Origin of the sequence: Moritella sp., from assembly GCF_013215705.1 — a bacterium.
Classification (GTDB): domain Bacteria; phylum Pseudomonadota; class Gammaproteobacteria; order Enterobacterales; family Moritellaceae; genus Moritella.
Genome location: NZ_JABSQR010000006.1, coordinates 1 through 15,807, shown reverse-complemented (window position 1 = coordinate 15,807; position 15,807 = coordinate 1). Strand labels below are relative to the sequence as shown.

Sequence of the window (15,807 nt, the reverse complement as noted above, 5' to 3'; positions counted from 1 at the left end):
TTTTGTGCTTATCTCAAGCCCCGTTTATTTAATGGATTAAGTTATGAACATTAACTATCGTAAACCGTTGCCGGGCAGTGAGCTCGATTATTTTGATACCCGTTCTGCAGTTGATTCAATCCAACCCGGTGCGTATGCCACTTTGCCTTATACTTCACGCGTATTTGCAGAAAACTTAGTACGTCGCTGTGATCCTGAAATATTAGAAGATTCGTTAAAGCAGCTAATTGAACGTAAACGCGACCTTGATTTTCCTTGGTTTCCTGCTCGTGTTGTTTGCCATGATATTTTAGGGCAAACCGCATTAGTTGATTTAGCGGGTTTACGTGATGCGATTGCAGAAAAAGGCGGTGATCCATCCAAGGTTAATCCTGTGGTACCAACGCAATTGATCGTTGACCATTCATTGGCTGTTGAACATGCAGGCTTCGAACCAGATGCATTTGAAAAAAACCGTGCAATTGAAGACCGTCGTAACGATGACCGTTTCCACTTTATTAACTGGACGAAAACAGCCTTTAAGAATATAGATGTGATCCCGCCTGGTAACGGTATTCTGCATCAGATTAATTTAGAGCGTATGTCACCGGTGATCCAATCTCTTCATGGCGTGGCGTTTCCAGATACCTTAGTGGGCACAGATAGTCATACGCCAATGGTTGATGCGTTGGGTGTTATTGCCATTGGTGTCGGTGGACTTGAAGCTGAAAGCGTAATGTTAGGCCGTGCATCATACATGCGTCTGCCAGAAATCATTGGTGTTGAACTGACTGGTAAACCACCAGCAGGCATGACAGCAACCGATACTGTTTTAGCATTGACCGAGTTCTTACGTGCACAGAAAGTAGTATCAAGTTATCTGGAATTTTATGGTGAAGGTGTACCGCATCTGACCCTAGGTGATCGCGCTACTATTTCTAACATGACACCGGAATATGGTGCGACCGCTGCATTGTTCTCAATTGATGAACAGACCATCGATTACCTTAAATTAACGGGGCGTGAAGACGAGCAAGTTAAGCTGGTGGAAACCTATGCCAAACAAACCGGTTTGTGGGCTGATGACTTAGCGAACGTTGAATATGATCGGGTGCTTAAGTTCGACTTGTCGACAGTGTGCCGTAATATTGCTGGTCCATCAAATCCACATAACCGTGTCCCTACCTCTGAATTAGCCAAGCGTGGTATCAGTGGCAAAGTTGAAAATGTACCGGGTAAAATGCCTGACGGTGCAGTGATCATTGCCGCTATCACCAGTTGTACCAATACCAGTAATCCTCGCAATATGATTGCTGCAGGTTTGATTGCCCGTAACGCTAATAAACTTGGATTAACCCGTAAACCTTGGGTTAAAACCTCATTGGCGCCAGGTTCTAAAACGGTGAAGCTGTATCTACAAGAAGCCGATTTATTGCCAGAGTTAGAGCAACTTGGTTTTGGTATTGTCGCGTTTGCCTGTACCTCGTGTAATGGCATGAGTGGTGCGTTAGACCCGGTTATTCAGAAAGAAGTGTTGGATCGTGATCTGTATACTACCGCGGTATTATCTGGTAACCGTAATTTCGATGGCCGAATTCATCCACATGCCAATGAAGCCTTTATTGCCTCGCCACCATTAGTGGTTGCGTATGCAATTGCGGGTACCATCCGTTTTGATATAGAGCGTGATACGCTCGGTTTAGATCAAGCTGGTAATGCCATCACCCTAAAAGACATTTGGCCTAGCGATGAAGAGATTGATGCAGTACTTAAGGCAAGTGTGAAGCCAGAACAATTCCGTCAAGTTTACAACTCGATGTTTAGCAAGGATATCGAGTGTAGTGTTGAGTACGGTGAGAAAATTGATCCGCTGTATGACTGGCGTGAAATGAGTACCTACATTCGCCGACCGCCTTATTGGGAAGGTGCTTTAGCAGGTGAGCGTAGCCTTAAAGGCATGCGTCCATTAGCGGTATTGGGTGACAATATTACGACCGATCATTTATCTCCTTCTAACGCCATTATGCTAGATAGTGCCGCGGGTGCTTATTTAGATAAGATGGGTTTACCTGAAGTTGATTTTAACTCATATGCTACGCACCGTGGTGATCACCTTACAGCACAACGTGCGACGTTTGCTAACCCGAAACTAAATAATGAAATGGTGTTAGAAAACGGCCAAGTTAAGCAGGGATCATTAGCGCGTGTTGAGCCAGAAGGGAACGTAATGCGCATGTGGGAAGCGATTGAAACCTACATGGAACGTAAGCAACCACTGATTATTGTGGCAGGTGCCGATTATGGTCAAGGTTCTTCACGAGATTGGGCGGCGAAAGGGGTTCGTTTGGCGGGTGTCGAAGCGATTGTTGCCGAAGGGTTTGAACGTATTCACCGTACCAACCTAGTCGGTATGGGCGTGCTACCACTTGAATTTAAAGCCGGTGAAAACCGTAAAACCTATGCTATCGATGGCAGTGAAACCTTTGATGTTATCGGTGAACCGACACCTGGTTCAGCGTTAACCCTCATTATTAACCGTAAAAATGGTGACACTGTTGAAGTGCCTGTGACTTGTCGTTTAGATACCGCGGAAGAAGTGTCTATCTACGGCGCGGGTGGCGTGTTACAACGCTTCGCGCAGGACTTTCTTGAATCAAGTGAGGCTTAATGAACAATAGTATGGCGTATTCACCTCAACTAAAGATCCCTGCTACTTACATGCGTGGCGGCACGAGCAAGGGCGTTTTTTTTAGTCTTCAAGACTTGCCGGAAACGGCGCAAATACCGGGAGCAGCGCGTGATGCGTTGTTGCTGCGAGTGATTGGTAGTCCTGATCCCTACGGAAAGCAAACAGATGGTATGGGCGGAGCAACATCGAGTACCAGTAAAACGGTGATTGTGTCGGCAACGGATAAACCCGACCATGATGTGGATTACCTGTTTGGTCAGGTATCGATTGATAAACCGTTTGTAGATTGGAGTGGTAACTGTGGCAATTTATCTGCAGCAGTCGGCTCTTTTGCCATAAACAGTGGTTTGGTTGATGCTAGCCGAATTCCAGAAAATGGCATCGCAGTTGTACGTATTTGGCAGGCGAATATTGCGAAAACGATTATCGCCCATGTGCCAATTAGCAACGGCCTAGTGCAAGAAACGGGTGATTTTGAACTTGATGGTGTTACCTTTCCAGCGGCAGAAATACCCGTTGAATTTATGGAACCTGCCGATGGAAATGGTTCGATGTTTCCTACTGGTAATCTGATTGATGATTTGCTGGTTCCTGAGTCTGTTGTGGCGGGTGGACAGTTAAAGGTAACGATGATTAATGCGGGTATCCCGACTATTTTTGTTAATGCTGACGATATTGGTTATACCGGCACCGAGCTACAAGATGCCATTAATGGTGATGTTGAAGCGTTAGCTATGTTTGAAACGATCCGAGCTTACGGCGCTGTGCAGATGGGGTTGATATCAGACATCTCAGAAGCCGCGCTACGTCAGCATACCCCTAAGGTCGCATTTGTTGCTAAGTCGGCCGATTATGTGTCTTCCAGTAATAAGTACGTTGCAGCAGGTGAGATTGATTTATCAGTGCGGGCATTGTCTATGGGTAAATTACATCATGCGATGATGGGCACTGCTGCTGTTGCCATCGGTGCTGCCGCCGCTGTTCCAGGGACTTTGGTTAATTTGGCTGCGGGTGGAGGGGGTCGTGACACGGTGAACTTCGGCCATCCGTCGGGTACACTGCGGGTTGGTGCGCAAGCAAGAGAAGTTAATGGTGAGTGGACGGTCACCAAAGCCAGTATGAGCCGCAGTGCACGTATTTTAATGGAAGGCTGGGTACACATTCCTCGTTAAAAAATCTAGTTAATAACACCTAACTAATCTTACCAGTTGCTAGAATAATTGGTTTAATTGTTAGATAACGTTATATTGTCAGCCTGCTCATTTTTTAGGTTGATTTTATAATGGTAAAGGCAATCATACTTGTGATGATGAGTATTTTTAGTTTTAGCGCCGTGGCTACGGTAGACTGCGATAAAGCATTAAACACGTTGCAAATTAATTACTGCGCTAAGTTAAAGTTAGATAATGCTGAAGCTGAAATGCAGCGTTATCTTGATAAAAGTATTGCGCAATATACAGCGGATACCTACGTTGTAGAGTCGATCAACATCGCACAGTCAGCATGGACGTCGTATAGTAAATCACAGTGTGATTCGGTATTTACTATGTTCAGAGGTGGTTCGTTGCGCGTTGTGATGACGTTAAGCTGTCGAACGAAACTTACTCTGCAGCGTACTCATGAACTTTGGTCACAGTACTTAACGTATATGGACAGTTCAGAACCGGTATTGCCAGAACCAGCCGCATCTGATTTAAGTTAAAAGCTTTTATAATAGGGGTTTAGCATAGCTTTGATACGTTTTAGTACCATAAGTGCTGTTACGCGTCTCCAGCTAAATAATACTCGCTGGTGTAAACGAAATATCGTATCGTATAAATATCGGATTAAACGTCCTTTCAATACGATCCTATTATTCATTAAAGCGCCAACGGCATTATTGTGGCCGACAGCGACCACCATACCACCATCGTTATAGATAAACGGCTGTAATGGTTTGTCTTTTAGTATTCGATTAAACTGTTTTGCTAAATGTGTCGCTGCTTGGTTAGCTGCTTGGGCACGCGGTGGCACAATACTACCGTCAGGTTGCGTACACTGCGCATTATCACCTATCACAAAAATATTGTCATCAAGGCTCGACTGTAGTGTTGGATTCACGATTAATTGGTTTAAACGGTTGGTCTCTAATCCGTCGAGTTTGGTTAACCATTCTGCACATTTAATACCTGCTGCCCATATCTGTAAATCGGCAGGAATTACTTCGTTTTCCGATGTGACTAATTTGCCCGCTTCAGCACGTTGTACACGCGTTGCAGTGCGAATGATGATGCCTTGTTTATTAAGCGCTTCCTGCACCTTTTCTGACATGCATTCTGGACTGCCGGGTAACACTCGGTCTGCTGCTTCGACTAAGGTGATTTCAAATTCTGATGCTTGTCTATAACGTTGTAATTTACTGCTTACCTTCGCGAGTTCGGCGGCGAGTTCTACGCCTGTTGCGCCTGCACCAACAATAGATATACGACGTGTACCAGTGGCTTTTAGTTGTTGTTTTATTTGTTGCCAAGCCAGTTCAGCTTGTCCTGATGAATCTAAAAACAAGCAATGTTCACTCACACCTGGGGTTTTAAAATCATTACTGATCGCGCCTACGGCCATCACTAAGTGATCGTATTGAAGTGTCGTTGGACCGCTATTCATACCTCGTAAACGGATGGTTTTATTGTCGCGGTCTAATCCCGTCATCGCATCTTGAATGTGGGTATAGCCATTACATTCAGCATGTTGGAAATAACTCACGGCATCCAACTCGGCATCAAAGGTACCCGCCGCTACTTCATGTAAGCGAGGTTTCCAGAAGTGATGTGAAGATGGCTCTACGAGCATAACTTCGTGGCGTTTATTTCGGCCTAATCGGGTCACTAATTCAAGGCCAGCTGCACCGCCACCTACAACAACAATTCTTAACATAATACATTCTACCATTCTGGGTAACTAAATCTAATGACGGCATTATATCTATACCGCAGTTATTTATAATCCCTAAAAATAGTAAATGACTATTACTCAACTGTAACAGTAATCGAAATTGATATCATCTATATTTCATTAGGTTAGTAAAGTACTTAACGTAAGTTTATATTATGTTATTTTATTAATTGAATTAGTAGGTGAATTAGTCTTGTTCCATAACGAAATACTTGAAATACTCGTTATACGTAATTCTGTATAATAAACTGTGATGAACTTCGAGAATTAATGATGAAAATAAGACAAGTTTCTAGTGCAGATTGGGATCATATTTACCAACTGATAGAAGTAAACATGTTCTCAATGCAACAAGAATTGGGACTCGATTGGAATAGAGAGTCGATTATTAAGCATTACATGTCCAAGACGGTATTAGTTGGAGAATCTGGACGTCATGTTGTAGGGTTTATTGCTTATGACGTGTCAACAAACAACCAAACTATTCACTCACTTCAAATCTCTCGAGAATATCAAAATGGTTTGTGTGGATTTCGTTTGTTAAAAGCTGTACTTACAACAGAACCAGATTATTTTGACCATGACTCCCACGTGTCATGCTGTGTCTTCGAAAATAACGTGGCGAAAGCTCAGTATTTTTCGCTGGGTTTTAAGGAAGTAGGCAGACACAAAGGCGTACTAAGTTTAGAGATTAAGCGCCAGCAGTTACTGAAACGTTTGAGGCTTGGATAGCGATATGATTGAATTACTGTCGCATATTTCAATAAGGATAAGTTGTGGAAAATTATTTAATGTATGTTGTCGTGGCTGTTCTTACTATTGCCAGCCCTGGTCCTGGTGTTATCTTAACTATAAATAACGCAATACAAAGGGGAACTTCAAATACCCTTTCTGGCATATTTGGTATTGCCACTGGGGTGTTAACTGTTTCAGTTCTTTCTGCAACAAGTATCGGCGTTATTTTGGCAACCTCTGCTATCGCATTTACTGCGGTAAAATTGATTGGGGCAGCCTATTTAATTTATCTGGGTATAAAGATGTGGGGAGCGCAAGCGCCCTTAAATTCCCATGTCGAACTGAAAGAGAAATCGAATGCAAAATGTTATATCGAAGGGCTTTCTCTTACTCTCTCAAATCCCAAACCCATATTATTTTTCATGTCCTTATTTCCGCAATTTATAGACTCTCAAGGGAGTTATATTGCTCAATTTATTACTTTATCTTTAACATTTTGTTGTTTAGTCATTACCATCCATAGTGGCTATGCTTTTTTGGCAAGTTTTGCTAAAAATAAATTATTAGAACCAAAGGGCAGGCGAGCGCTTAATAAAGTGAGTGGCAGTGTTTTCATGTGCTTTGGCGTAGGCTTGGCAGCATCAAGTAAATAGGTGAAATAGGTCTCTAAATTATGGAAATAACGTTACTCGCGGATCATCCGCATGAAGCAAAGAACATAGCTCAATGGTATTACAGTGAGTGGGCTCACGCATTCCCAAATATGACCGTAAATATGGTGTTAGAAAAAGTGGCCGAGAAGTCGGTTAATCGCACTGCCATTCCGTTAGCAATCGTGGCTCATGAGAATCGTGAACTTGTTGGCGTTGTTGAACTAAAGTACCGTGAAAATGCTAACTATCCACAATATGAGCACTGGTTAGGCGGTGTCTTTGTTGACCATTTAAGTCGAGGACGAGGCATTGGAGGTTTATTAATCTCAGAGGCTAAAAGCAAAGCTGTGAGCTTAGGGATCCAGCAATTATATTTGCAGTGTGAGACTCATAATATAGCGCTTTATAAAAAACATGGTTTTAAAGCGTTACATCAGGCTAACCACCATGAAATAGTAACAACGATAATGAGGTGGGTAGCGGCCATTTAATCGAGTCTGGAAAGGGGTAATAAGTGATATCTAGCTGACTTTTGGTTGTTGAATTATGTCAACGGATCTTGTAAAAGGAAGTATCATGCAAGAATTAATAGAGCAGTATACAGATACCAATGAAGATAGTCGTCTTACTCGGCAATTCATAACTCAAATGGAATTTGATACCACAATGGATACACTGAAAGCGTATCTTGTTCCAAACGTCAAAGTTATCGAATTAGGTGCTGCAACCGGCCGATATTCTCTCAATTTTTCGAAAATGGGTTGTAATACAACGGCTGTCGAACTGGTACCTGATCAAGTCAACATTCTGAAGCGTAAAACCGAAGAACAAGGTTTAACACTTTCGATTTATGAAGGTAATGCTTGTTCAGTGCCGTTTATCGAAAGTAATTCACATGACCTTTGCGTTATTCTTGGGCCTCTCTATCATTTACAGACCCAAGAACAGCGTGACCAAGCTATCGCAGAGGCTTACCGAATTCTAAAGCCGAATGGTGTGTTAGCGGTTGCCTACATTTCGCGTTATTTCGTTGCCGGTATGTTTGCTCAGCAATACCCAGAGCTGGTTACACCAGAGATTCTCTTTACGCTTTTTGAATCGGGTTTAGTTCCAAGTCAGCTTGCTGATAGTTTTTTTAATGTGGGTTACTTTGCTACTCCAGCTGAAGTGGAAGCGCTGGTAAGCACACATGGTTTTACTACATTACGTCATGTAGCGACAGACGGATTTGGGCGATATATCTCGTCAGGGGTTAATAACTTTACCCCTGCGCAATATCAAACGTGGTTGAGCTATCATCTAAAAACATGTGATGAACCGTCTCTGTTAGGGTCAAGTAACCATGGTTTAGTCATCGCTAGAAAAATAAGTGTGTAAAGCTATCGAACAAAGAATTGGAAATGTAGCGTTAGTTGTTGAAAACTACGATGACGCTATTGGGTTTTATACCAAGTAACTAATTTTATTGGTGTTATCTTCACGTTTTTATATGTCTATTTTCTTTTCTACATAGAATCCAATTTTCATCCTTACTTCATTCGCATTACCGATAATTGTGCTGGTATCAAGGGGTAACTTGCCTTTAAATAGCTGATATTTTTATTATTTCTGGCTTATTTACTGCGGAAATGAAGATTAATCGACTTTTAACTACCTATATCAACAATATTATTCTGTTATAAGCGGTGTCGACAATGTCTAATTGACATTTTATTTATGTTAACTCATTGTAATATAAGTATATACAGTGACTTTTAGTTCTTTAGATTGCTGGTGAAGTATTACAAGTTATACGGAAAATGATACGCCTAATGGAAGTCGAGCAAGGTAGTTCGACGCTTATGTCCTGAGATAATTCAACATAATCATACGTGAAAGGAATTTTTATGAGTACCCATACTTCAAATAGTAAAATAACAACAACCAAGATCCAGAGTATGAAAGGCAAGGGAAGTATCGTATCTCTTACCGCATATACAAAGCCGATGGCTCAAATGATGGATCAATTTGTTGACTTAATTATCGTTGGTGATTCTTTAGGTATGGTGGCATACGGTTTCGATTCAACTTTACCTGTTACTTTGGATATGATGATTGCTCATGGGGCTGCGGTAGTTAGAGGTGCTGAGCGAGCATGCGTGGTGATCGATATGCCTTTTGCTACTTACCAAGAGTCTAAAGAAATCGCTTATAGAAATGCATCAAAAGTTTTAATCGAGACCGGAGCACAGGCAATAAAGATTGAAGGTGGATTAGAAATGGTTGAAACGGTTCAGTTTCTTGTAAACCGTGGTATTCCTGTCATGCCTCATATTGGGTTACGACCACAGCATGCAAATACTCAGGGGGGTTTTAAAGCTCAGGGCCGAGATGATGCAGCTGCAGACCTGCTTGTGCAGGAAGCAAAAGAGTTTGAAAATGCTGGTGCTTTCTCATTACTTGTGGAAGGTGTATTTGAAAATGCAGCGAAGCGAGTAACCAATGCAATTAAAATCCCAACAATAGGAATTGGTGCTTCACCTGAATGCGATGGTCAAGTGCTAGTTACAGAGGATGTTCTGGGTTTGTTTTCTGATTTCACTCCAAAATTTGCAAAAAAATACATTGATTTAAGTACCACAATCAAAGAAGTATTTGCTGAATACGAAAGAGAAGTTCGAGGTGGCGATTTCCCAACCGCAGAGCATTGTTTCGGGGTTAAAGTTGAACATAATAAATGAATGATGGTGAAGTATTAGGCGTAAGATAAGCGCCATTTATTGTATTTTTGCATATCAATTTGTTCCTCTACGAAGGGCTTAAGTCAGGCTTGATTTCACTTTAGGTTAGGTCTTAAACTTGCCTAGTTAGTAGCTAGGAAAAACACCACAGGAGTAGGATTAATGGTTACTGTTGAAGAGCATTATGAAAGCTTATTATCTGATGTATATACATGGTTAATGGGTGGGTTTGATGAAGCTAAAAGCAATAATGTTGAGTTCTTTAAAAGTAGAAATATTACTCCCTCATCCTCTGGTATCGCTGTTGATTTAGGGGCTGGTTCTGGCTTTCAATCGATCCCTTTGGCTGAGCTCGGTTTTAATGTAACAGCGATAGATCTTAGCCAAAAATTATTGAATGAGCTGAAGTCTAATTCTAATAACCAACCGATCATTACCATTAATGATGATATTTTGAATTTCAAAGATCATGTCAGTGCTAGCTGTGAATTGATAGTTTGCATGACGGATACGATTACGCACCTAAAATCGAAAGATGATGCCTTAAAAATATTTCAAGATTCATTCAATTCACTTGAGGATGGTGGGAAGTTGATTTTAACTTTTCGTGACTTATCGACTGAACTCAATGATACGGATAGATTTATCCCTGTGAGAAGTGATGAAAATATCATCTTTACTTGTTTTTTAGAATATGAACCCGCAACGGTTAAGATCCATGACATTGTTTACATAAAAACGAATGGTACATGGAAACTGAATAAAAGCTGTTATCGCAAAATTAGGTTATCTGTAGAGTGGGTTGAAAACCAGCTTTTAAGTATTGGGTTTAAACTCGAAGAATCAAGTAACAGCAACGGATTTAAAACAATCGTTGCGGTAAAGTAAAACAATATTACACGGAGAGAGTAATGATTGATCAAGCATGGATAATTGAAATATTTTCGCATTTTGAAAACGGTAATCCTCAAGGTTTTTTTGAACATGTGAGTGATGATGTTGTTTGGGAAGTAACGGGTACTCATCCGCTTGCAGGCGTTTATACATCAAAACAAGACTTCATTACTGGAACCATCTCAAAATTAAATGAAGTATTAGAGTCACCTCTATCGTTAAAGTTACTTTCTTGTATAACCGATGGGCGTTCCGCGTCTGTTGAATTGGTCGCAAATTCAATAACCAAAAAAGGCGCTGAGTTTAATAATCGCTATTGCTGGATTTGTGAATTTGAGAATAATAAAATAGTACGGGTTCGAGCATATTTAGACTCAGCGTTAGTTGCAAAAACGCTGGCTTAACGATACCTATATGACTTCAAGTAACCTACTTAATCGTTTACTGAACTCAGCGTTATATCCTAAGAGAACATCATGAAAATTGCTGTATTATCAGACATTCACAGTAATGTGTTTGCATTGGAAGCCGTTATTGCTGATGCAAAAAAGCATTCGGTAGATTTAATGGTCAATCTTGGCGATATTCTTTATGGGCCTATTGCACCAAAGGCGACTTTTGATCTTTTAATGCAACATGAAATAGTCACTATTTGTGGTAATCAAGATCGCCAAATATTCGAAGCCACAAAAGCAGAAATTGATTCTAATTCAACAATGAAATTTATCATAGATGATCTTGGTGCAGAGCCTATTAGTTGGATGAAATCCTTACCGTTTGATGTTCAGTTAAATGATGATGTTTATTTGTGCCACGGTACGCCTGATAATGATTTAGTCTATTTATTAGAAAATGTTGAGCTTGGCTATGCTTGCCTGCGTAGTGATAGCGAGATTATAACACTGCTAAATGGGCAAGGCTCCAAGCTTATCTGCTGTGGTCATACCCACACCCCTAGAGCCGTGACTTTAACAACAGGGCAAATTATCGTAAACCCCGGCAGTGTTGGTTTGCAGGCATATACAGATGATGAACCTATTATCCATTCAATGGAAAACTTTAACGCTATGGCATCGTATTCGATCGTTGAGAAAACGGGAGATAATTGGAGTGTTCTGCATATTAAAGTGCCATATGACGTTGGCTTAGCTGTTACAGAGTGTGATAAAAGAGAGCGAATGGATTGGGTGCATTTTTTAACAACTGGGCGGAAGGTATAATCCGCCTAGATAATTTAAACAAGGACAGTCATGACTAAAAGCACAATTCAGTATTGGAATACGTTAGCTGCGGCGAATAAAAGCCAGTGGAGTGTCATTGAGGATACAAACGGGCAACTTGAACAGCTAACGTTATCTATGGACGACGTTACGGGGGATTACACGCGCTTAACTCGGTTTAAAGCGGGTGCTGATACCTCTATGTTCGGTGGCAAATCTCATGATTATCCTGAGGAGAGATACATAGTATCAGGTCGTCTTTTTGACGTGGCTTTTGATGTTTGGCTTGAAGCCGGTGATTATGCCAGTCGTCCGCCGAGAGAGGTTCATGGCCCGTTTATATGTGAGCAAGAATGTTTGGTTTTGGAAATATCATATCCAAGCCAAGCTATTACCTCGGAGTGATACATTGGTCGTTGTTCTTTGCTCTGTATTGGAGGGAATAGTTTCTGGTAAGGTATTGAGAAGGTCAACAAGACACCGACTCGTTTTTCATGGCCCAAATGGTTATATCTCACCAAACCATTATCTAACGAAGCAAAAAACGGGCAGAGCAGTGCTAACATGGAATTATGTTGCCGCACATGTAAAAGGCTCGATGACGTGTATTCATTATTATAGCTTCCACCCCATTTCGACTATTACGCAATAAATACCTATCCAGATAGAAATGCATTTAAATAATTAGACTGTAAGTTGTTGTATTTTAGTGTTTTTATGTTTACTGTTGTTAAAGGCTAAATTTACGGGGAGTGTTAATGAAATATCCTAAACCACTACAACAAGGTAGCACTATAGCTATTACTGCGTTTTCATCAGGAATTGAAAAAAAACATGACGCTAGGTTTCGAGTTGTGCGAGCGAACCTTGAATCTAGAGGTTTTAATGTGGTTGTAGGTAAATGTCTATACGGGCAAAGAAAACACGTAAGCGCACCGGCACAGAAACGTGCGGATGAGCTTATGTCATTTCTTATGGATGACGAGATTGACGCTATCTACCCTCCCTGGGGCGGAGAGTTAGCGATTGAACTCCTTCCGCTTATAGACTTTGCCAAACTTCAAACCGTACGGCCAAAATGGATCTTAGGATTTTCCGACGTGAGTACGATAGCTGCCGTGTTCACGAGTAAACTGAGCTGGGCAACCGGACACGGTTCAAATTTGATGGATTTAACCAGCGAAGCTAATGATCCCTTAACAGCTAATACACTTACGCATTTAAGTACTTCTATAGGTGGATCTTTTTCGCAAACTGAATCGAAATTATATGCGAGTAGCTGGCCAGATATAGTCACTGAACCAACCTCTGGAATCATGCCTGATACCCCAACTAACTGGAAGTGGTTGGTAAAACCTGAATTTGGTTCATCAATAGAGGGAAGATTGATTGGCGGGTGTTGGGATACACTATCTCATCTCTTTGAAACTGAGTATTTAGATCTAAAAGGACTATCGCAGCGTTACTCTGAGGGAATCGTCTTATATCTAGAAAATGCTGAAATGTCACCAACTGAGCTAGCCAGAACAATTTTAAACATGAAGTTTAGGGGCGTGTTCTCATGTATCAGCGGGTTGCTGCTAGGTCGAAGTGCAGCTGCTGTACCGAAAAATGAGCAGAGCCTTAGTTACTATGAGGTATTGGGAAAATACCTGATGGATCTAGGGCTTCCAGTTATGATAGACCTGGATATAGGTCATGTTCCACCAAACTTAACATTAATCAATGGCGCAATCGTAAAGGTTGAACTAAATGAGACTGGAATATTGCATCAATACTTGAAGTGATGAATTGCTATTTTACTGATAGAGAACAACATCATTAATACAAATTCTCGTTTCGAAGAACAGATATTTTCTTATGAAGATAGGCTCAAATGGTTTCAGCAGTTTAAGCCAGATTCAAAATATCAAATTTATGTAGCGGTAGAAAATGCGTTAGTTTTAGGGTTTGCTTGCTCTCAATTATATAGGCCTGCATCAGCATTTGAGGATACGGTGGAAGTGACGGTATATCTCGATGAACACGCTAAAGGTAAGGGGGTCGGTTCATCGCTATATAATCGACTATTTACGGCGTTAAAAATACAAAACGTTCATCGTGCTTTGTCTGGTATTGCTTTGCCTAACGATGCATCTATTGCTTTACATAAACGCTTTGGATTTAGAGAGGTCGGTATATTTAATGAATACGCGAAGAAAGACGGTCATTACATAAGTTCAGTTTGGTTGGAGAAACAGATTTAACATGGATGAATTTGATTGGCATAAAGATACTATTTCTAACCGTACTTTGATTACATCGTCTTATAAGAACACGCAAAATGTTCGTTGCTTCTTTAAGTTAAATTGTGGCGAAAATTTTAAGTTTGATCGTAATTTTATGCAGTGGATGAAAGGTGCGCAAGGATTAACTATGGGTGATGCAGTCGGAGAGTGGCTAAGTAGGAAATCCAAGTTTTAGAACTTTAAATTATTGTTTGAAAAGTTAATTTTAGGTTTCTTTCAATGGCTCTGTTAGCGTTGTTATGTACCACTTACAAGGAGGTTTTATGTTTCCATCAGAAGTTTGGTTTGCGTATACGATCGCATGTTTATTATTGGTTATCTCACCAGGGCCAGATAACTTACTCGCGATAGGGCGTGGTCTCAGTCAAGGTAAGCTGGCTGCTATTATATCGGGTACATCGTCGGGCGCAGGTATTCTATTTCATGTACTGGCTGCAACGTTTGGGTTAACGCTGTTACTTCAAACATCAACTATCGCATTTTATGTTGTTAAATTTATAGGTGCAGCGTATCTAATTTGGCTTGGGATTAAAGTGCTTAGGTCTAGAAATCTATTTTCGTTAGAGCCTACAAAAAAGCAACCATTGAAAACAATATTCTCAACAGGCTTTTTATCCGCCGCATTAAATCCGAAGCCAGGTATGTTTGTGCTTGCTTTTATACCTCAATTTGTTAACCCGAATTTAGGGTCTGTTTCAAGCCAAATGTTGGTTTATGGCGTTTGGTTTGCCTTACTTACCGCTGTTGGTTTCAGTTTGATGGGCATTTTCGCTTCAAAATTGTCAACTTGGTTAAAGCGTAAGCCAAAATTAGTTAACGGTTTGAATATAGGTGCTGGTATTACATTTGTATCTTCAGGGCTAGCAGTGGCTTTTATGAAACAACGATGAATATACGGGGTGTTTACAGCACTGTTAAGTTCACTTTTTAATAGGATTAAGCATGATCAAACTTCGACCAATGACATCAGACGAATATCCCGCGTATTGTGATTATTTCATTGACGATTACAGTCATGAGATTTCTCAAAACTATGGTCACTCAATGGACCGGGCAATCGAATTAGCTCAGCAAGATCTCATACGTTGTTTTCCTAATGGATTGGAAACCAATGAACACGAACTGCTGTGTATTGAATCAGAATCGAACCTTGTAGGCTATTTATGGCACTCGATTAAGGTAAGTGATAAATCCACGTTTATTTATGACTTTTTCATATTCTCTGATCACCGTAATATCGGTTATGGAAAATTAGCAATTAAGGCACTTGAATCACAATTGCAATTAATTGGTATTGAGCAAATAAAATTAAGAGTTGCTTACCACAATCAAAGGGCTTTAAAGTTATATCAGGAAGTTGGTTTTGCTATTAGTGGATATAATATGTCAAAGAAAATAGCAAGTTAGCATCTTGGTAAGTAGGGAGGCGTATGGAACATCAGCTAAAATTGTTAATAAAGTCTGTACCAGAGTTGATTGAGACTGCAGAAGCTTGTCTAAGTGCTGGTTTACCGAACTTCTATATTGCGGGTGGGGCGATTACGCAATTGATATGGAACAGTTTACTTGGGGTAGAACCACTAGAGAAGGTTAAAGACTTTGACATTGTCTACTTTGATTAGGCGTTGTTGATCAAATCAGCTAGAGGTTTGATCATCCCCTTTTTATCAAAATCTAAATACTTGTGTTTCTTTCAGG

The 15,807-nt window shown here is 40.7% G+C and carries 20 protein-coding genes; 19 read left to right on the top strand and 1 reads right to left on the bottom strand.

What is annotated here, in order from left to right; all coding sequences use genetic code 11:
* Nucleotides 1-43: 43 nt before the first annotated feature.
* The 3 genes from acnD to HRT96_RS03330 all read left to right on the top strand — a co-directional run bounded on the left by acnD (nucleotide 44) and on the right by HRT96_RS03330 (nucleotide 4,370).
* Nucleotides 44-2,647, top strand: coding sequence for a Fe/S-dependent 2-methylisocitrate dehydratase AcnD (acnD, locus tag HRT96_RS03340; RefSeq protein WP_293152188.1), 2,604 nt, complete (start codon nucleotides 44-46; stop codon nucleotides 2,645-2,647).
* Nucleotides 2,647-3,840 (top strand): 2-methylaconitate cis-trans isomerase PrpF, encoded by a 1,194-nt coding sequence (gene prpF / locus HRT96_RS03335; RefSeq protein ID WP_293152185.1) that lies wholly within the window; start codon nucleotides 2,647-2,649, stop codon nucleotides 3,838-3,840. The genes acnD and prpF overlap by 1 nt, the downstream gene beginning before the upstream one ends.
* 110 nt (nucleotides 3,841-3,950) lie before the next feature.
* Nucleotides 3,951-4,370: a lysozyme inhibitor LprI family protein gene (locus tag HRT96_RS03330; protein WP_293152182.1), complete on the top strand. Its 420-nt coding sequence runs from the start codon at nucleotides 3,951-3,953 to the stop codon at nucleotides 4,368-4,370.
* Here HRT96_RS03330 and HRT96_RS03325 read toward each other — a convergent pair.
* Nucleotides 4,367-5,581, bottom strand: a complete 1,215-nt coding sequence (locus tag HRT96_RS03325; protein ID WP_293152179.1) for an NAD(P)/FAD-dependent oxidoreductase — start codon at nucleotides 5,579-5,581, stop codon at nucleotides 4,367-4,369. The two genes, HRT96_RS03330 and HRT96_RS03325, sit on opposite strands and share 4 nt — an antisense overlap.
* A gap of 288 nt (nucleotides 5,582-5,869) precedes the next feature.
* On the opposite strand from HRT96_RS03325, the gene HRT96_RS03320 reads away from it, so the two are divergent.
* The 16 genes from HRT96_RS03320 (at nucleotide 5,870) to HRT96_RS03245 (ending at nucleotide 15,731) form a co-directional block, all read left to right on the top strand.
* The gene (locus tag HRT96_RS03320; RefSeq protein ID WP_293152176.1) at nucleotides 5,870-6,331 is read left to right on the top strand and encodes a GNAT family N-acetyltransferase; all 462 of its coding nucleotides are present in this window, start codon (nucleotides 5,870-5,872) and stop codon (nucleotides 6,329-6,331) included.
* Between the two features lie 44 nt (nucleotides 6,332-6,375).
* Nucleotides 6,376-6,987 carry a LysE family translocator gene (locus HRT96_RS03315; protein ID WP_293152173.1) on the top strand — a complete coding sequence of 204 codons (612 nt, stop codon included), beginning with the start codon at nucleotides 6,376-6,378 and terminating at the stop codon, nucleotides 6,985-6,987.
* A 20-nt stretch (nucleotides 6,988-7,007) separates the two neighbouring features.
* Nucleotides 7,008-7,478: a GNAT family N-acetyltransferase gene (locus HRT96_RS03310; RefSeq protein ID WP_293152170.1), complete on the top strand. Its 471-nt coding sequence runs from the start codon at nucleotides 7,008-7,010 to the stop codon at nucleotides 7,476-7,478.
* Nucleotides 7,479-7,563: 85 nt separating this feature from the next.
* Nucleotides 7,564-8,364, top strand: coding sequence for a class I SAM-dependent methyltransferase (locus HRT96_RS03305; RefSeq protein ID WP_293152167.1), 801 nt, complete (start codon nucleotides 7,564-7,566; stop codon nucleotides 8,362-8,364).
* A gap of 509 nt (nucleotides 8,365-8,873) precedes the next feature.
* The gene (panB, locus tag HRT96_RS03300) at nucleotides 8,874-9,707 is read left to right on the top strand and encodes a 3-methyl-2-oxobutanoate hydroxymethyltransferase (protein WP_293152164.1); all 834 of its coding nucleotides are present in this window, start codon (nucleotides 8,874-8,876) and stop codon (nucleotides 9,705-9,707) included.
* Between the two features lie 162 nt (nucleotides 9,708-9,869).
* Nucleotides 9,870-10,595: a bifunctional 2-polyprenyl-6-hydroxyphenol methylase/3-demethylubiquinol 3-O-methyltransferase UbiG gene (locus HRT96_RS03295; RefSeq protein WP_293152161.1), complete on the top strand. Its 726-nt coding sequence runs from the start codon at nucleotides 9,870-9,872 to the stop codon at nucleotides 10,593-10,595.
* A 23-nt stretch (nucleotides 10,596-10,618) separates the two neighbouring features.
* A complete protein-coding gene (locus HRT96_RS03290) occupies nucleotides 10,619-11,005 on the top strand; it encodes a nuclear transport factor 2 family protein (protein ID WP_293152158.1) in 387 nt (128 codons plus the stop codon).
* 72 nt (nucleotides 11,006-11,077) lie between these two features.
* Nucleotides 11,078-11,821, top strand: coding sequence for a metallophosphoesterase family protein (locus HRT96_RS03285; protein ID WP_293152155.1), 744 nt, complete (start codon nucleotides 11,078-11,080; stop codon nucleotides 11,819-11,821).
* Between the two features lie 30 nt (nucleotides 11,822-11,851).
* Entirely contained in the window at nucleotides 11,852-12,226 is a 375-nt protein-coding gene (locus tag HRT96_RS03280; protein ID WP_293152152.1) for a cupin domain-containing protein, read from the top strand.
* Complete coding sequence (locus tag HRT96_RS03275) at nucleotides 12,123-12,473, top strand: FMN-binding negative transcriptional regulator (RefSeq protein WP_366931162.1); 351 nt, start codon at nucleotides 12,123-12,125, stop codon at nucleotides 12,471-12,473. Before HRT96_RS03280 ends, HRT96_RS03275 begins: the two co-directional genes overlap by 104 nt.
* A gap of 106 nt (nucleotides 12,474-12,579) precedes the next feature.
* A complete protein-coding gene (locus HRT96_RS03270; protein ID WP_293152146.1) occupies nucleotides 12,580-13,608 on the top strand; it encodes a S66 peptidase family protein in 1,029 nt (342 codons plus the stop codon).
* Between the two features lie 3 nt (nucleotides 13,609-13,611).
* The gene (locus HRT96_RS03265) at nucleotides 13,612-14,067 is read left to right on the top strand and encodes an N-acetyltransferase family protein (protein ID WP_366931161.1); all 456 of its coding nucleotides are present in this window, start codon (nucleotides 13,612-13,614) and stop codon (nucleotides 14,065-14,067) included.
* 1 nt (nucleotide 14,068) lies between these two features.
* Nucleotides 14,069-14,284, top strand: a complete 216-nt coding sequence (locus HRT96_RS03260) for a DUF6434 domain-containing protein (RefSeq protein WP_293152143.1) — start codon at nucleotides 14,069-14,071, stop codon at nucleotides 14,282-14,284.
* Between the two features lie 88 nt (nucleotides 14,285-14,372).
* On the top strand, nucleotides 14,373-14,999 hold the full coding sequence (locus tag HRT96_RS03255) for a LysE family translocator (protein WP_293152140.1): 627 nt from the start codon (nucleotides 14,373-14,375) through the stop codon (nucleotides 14,997-14,999).
* Nucleotides 15,000-15,051: 52 nt separating this feature from the next.
* Nucleotides 15,052-15,516: an N-acetyltransferase gene (locus HRT96_RS03250; RefSeq protein ID WP_293152136.1), complete on the top strand. Its 465-nt coding sequence runs from the start codon at nucleotides 15,052-15,054 to the stop codon at nucleotides 15,514-15,516.
* A 23-nt stretch (nucleotides 15,517-15,539) separates the two neighbouring features.
* Nucleotides 15,540-15,731, top strand: a complete 192-nt coding sequence (locus HRT96_RS03245) for a nucleotidyltransferase family protein (RefSeq protein ID WP_293152133.1) — start codon at nucleotides 15,540-15,542, stop codon at nucleotides 15,729-15,731.
* Nucleotides 15,732-15,807: the final 76 nt, after the last annotated feature.

What these genes read in the sequence shown, in the direction of transcription:
- HRT96_RS03325 (WP_293152179.1), bottom strand. Translation starts at nt 5,581, where the DNA reads ATGTTAAGAATTGTTGTTGTAGGTGGCGGTGCAGCTGGCCTTGAATTA.
- HRT96_RS03280 (WP_293152152.1), top strand. Translation starts at nt 11,852, where the DNA reads ATGACTAAAAGCACAATTCAGTATTGGAATACGTTAGCTGCGGCGAAT.
- HRT96_RS03305 (WP_293152167.1), top strand. Translation starts at nt 7,564, where the DNA reads ATGCAAGAATTAATAGAGCAGTATACAGATACCAATGAAGATAGTCGT.
- HRT96_RS03310 (WP_293152170.1), top strand. Translation starts at nt 7,008, where the DNA reads ATGGAAATAACGTTACTCGCGGATCATCCGCATGAAGCAAAGAACATA.
- HRT96_RS03285 (WP_293152155.1), top strand. Translation starts at nt 11,078, where the DNA reads ATGAAAATTGCTGTATTATCAGACATTCACAGTAATGTGTTTGCATTG.
- panB (WP_293152164.1), top strand. Translation starts at nt 8,874, where the DNA reads ATGAGTACCCATACTTCAAATAGTAAAATAACAACAACCAAGATCCAG.
- HRT96_RS03245 (WP_293152133.1), top strand. Translation starts at nt 15,540, where the DNA reads ATGGAACATCAGCTAAAATTGTTAATAAAGTCTGTACCAGAGTTGATT.
- prpF (WP_293152185.1), top strand. Translation starts at nt 2,647, where the DNA reads ATGAACAATAGTATGGCGTATTCACCTCAACTAAAGATCCCTGCTACT.
- HRT96_RS03250 (WP_293152136.1), top strand. Translation starts at nt 15,052, where the DNA reads ATGATCAAACTTCGACCAATGACATCAGACGAATATCCCGCGTATTGT.
- HRT96_RS03295 (WP_293152161.1), top strand. Translation starts at nt 9,870, where the DNA reads ATGGTTACTGTTGAAGAGCATTATGAAAGCTTATTATCTGATGTATAT.
- HRT96_RS03320 (WP_293152176.1), top strand. Translation starts at nt 5,870, where the DNA reads ATGATGAAAATAAGACAAGTTTCTAGTGCAGATTGGGATCATATTTAC.
- HRT96_RS03275 (WP_366931162.1), top strand. Translation starts at nt 12,123, where the DNA reads ATGCCAGTCGTCCGCCGAGAGAGGTTCATGGCCCGTTTATATGTGAGC.
- acnD (WP_293152188.1), top strand. Translation starts at nt 44, where the DNA reads ATGAACATTAACTATCGTAAACCGTTGCCGGGCAGTGAGCTCGATTAT.
- HRT96_RS03260 (WP_293152143.1), top strand. Translation starts at nt 14,069, where the DNA reads ATGGATGAATTTGATTGGCATAAAGATACTATTTCTAACCGTACTTTG.
- HRT96_RS03255 (WP_293152140.1), top strand. Translation starts at nt 14,373, where the DNA reads ATGTTTCCATCAGAAGTTTGGTTTGCGTATACGATCGCATGTTTATTA.
- HRT96_RS03330 (WP_293152182.1), top strand. Translation starts at nt 3,951, where the DNA reads ATGGTAAAGGCAATCATACTTGTGATGATGAGTATTTTTAGTTTTAGC.
- HRT96_RS03290 (WP_293152158.1), top strand. Translation starts at nt 10,619, where the DNA reads ATGATTGATCAAGCATGGATAATTGAAATATTTTCGCATTTTGAAAAC.
- HRT96_RS03270 (WP_293152146.1), top strand. Translation starts at nt 12,580, where the DNA reads ATGAAATATCCTAAACCACTACAACAAGGTAGCACTATAGCTATTACT.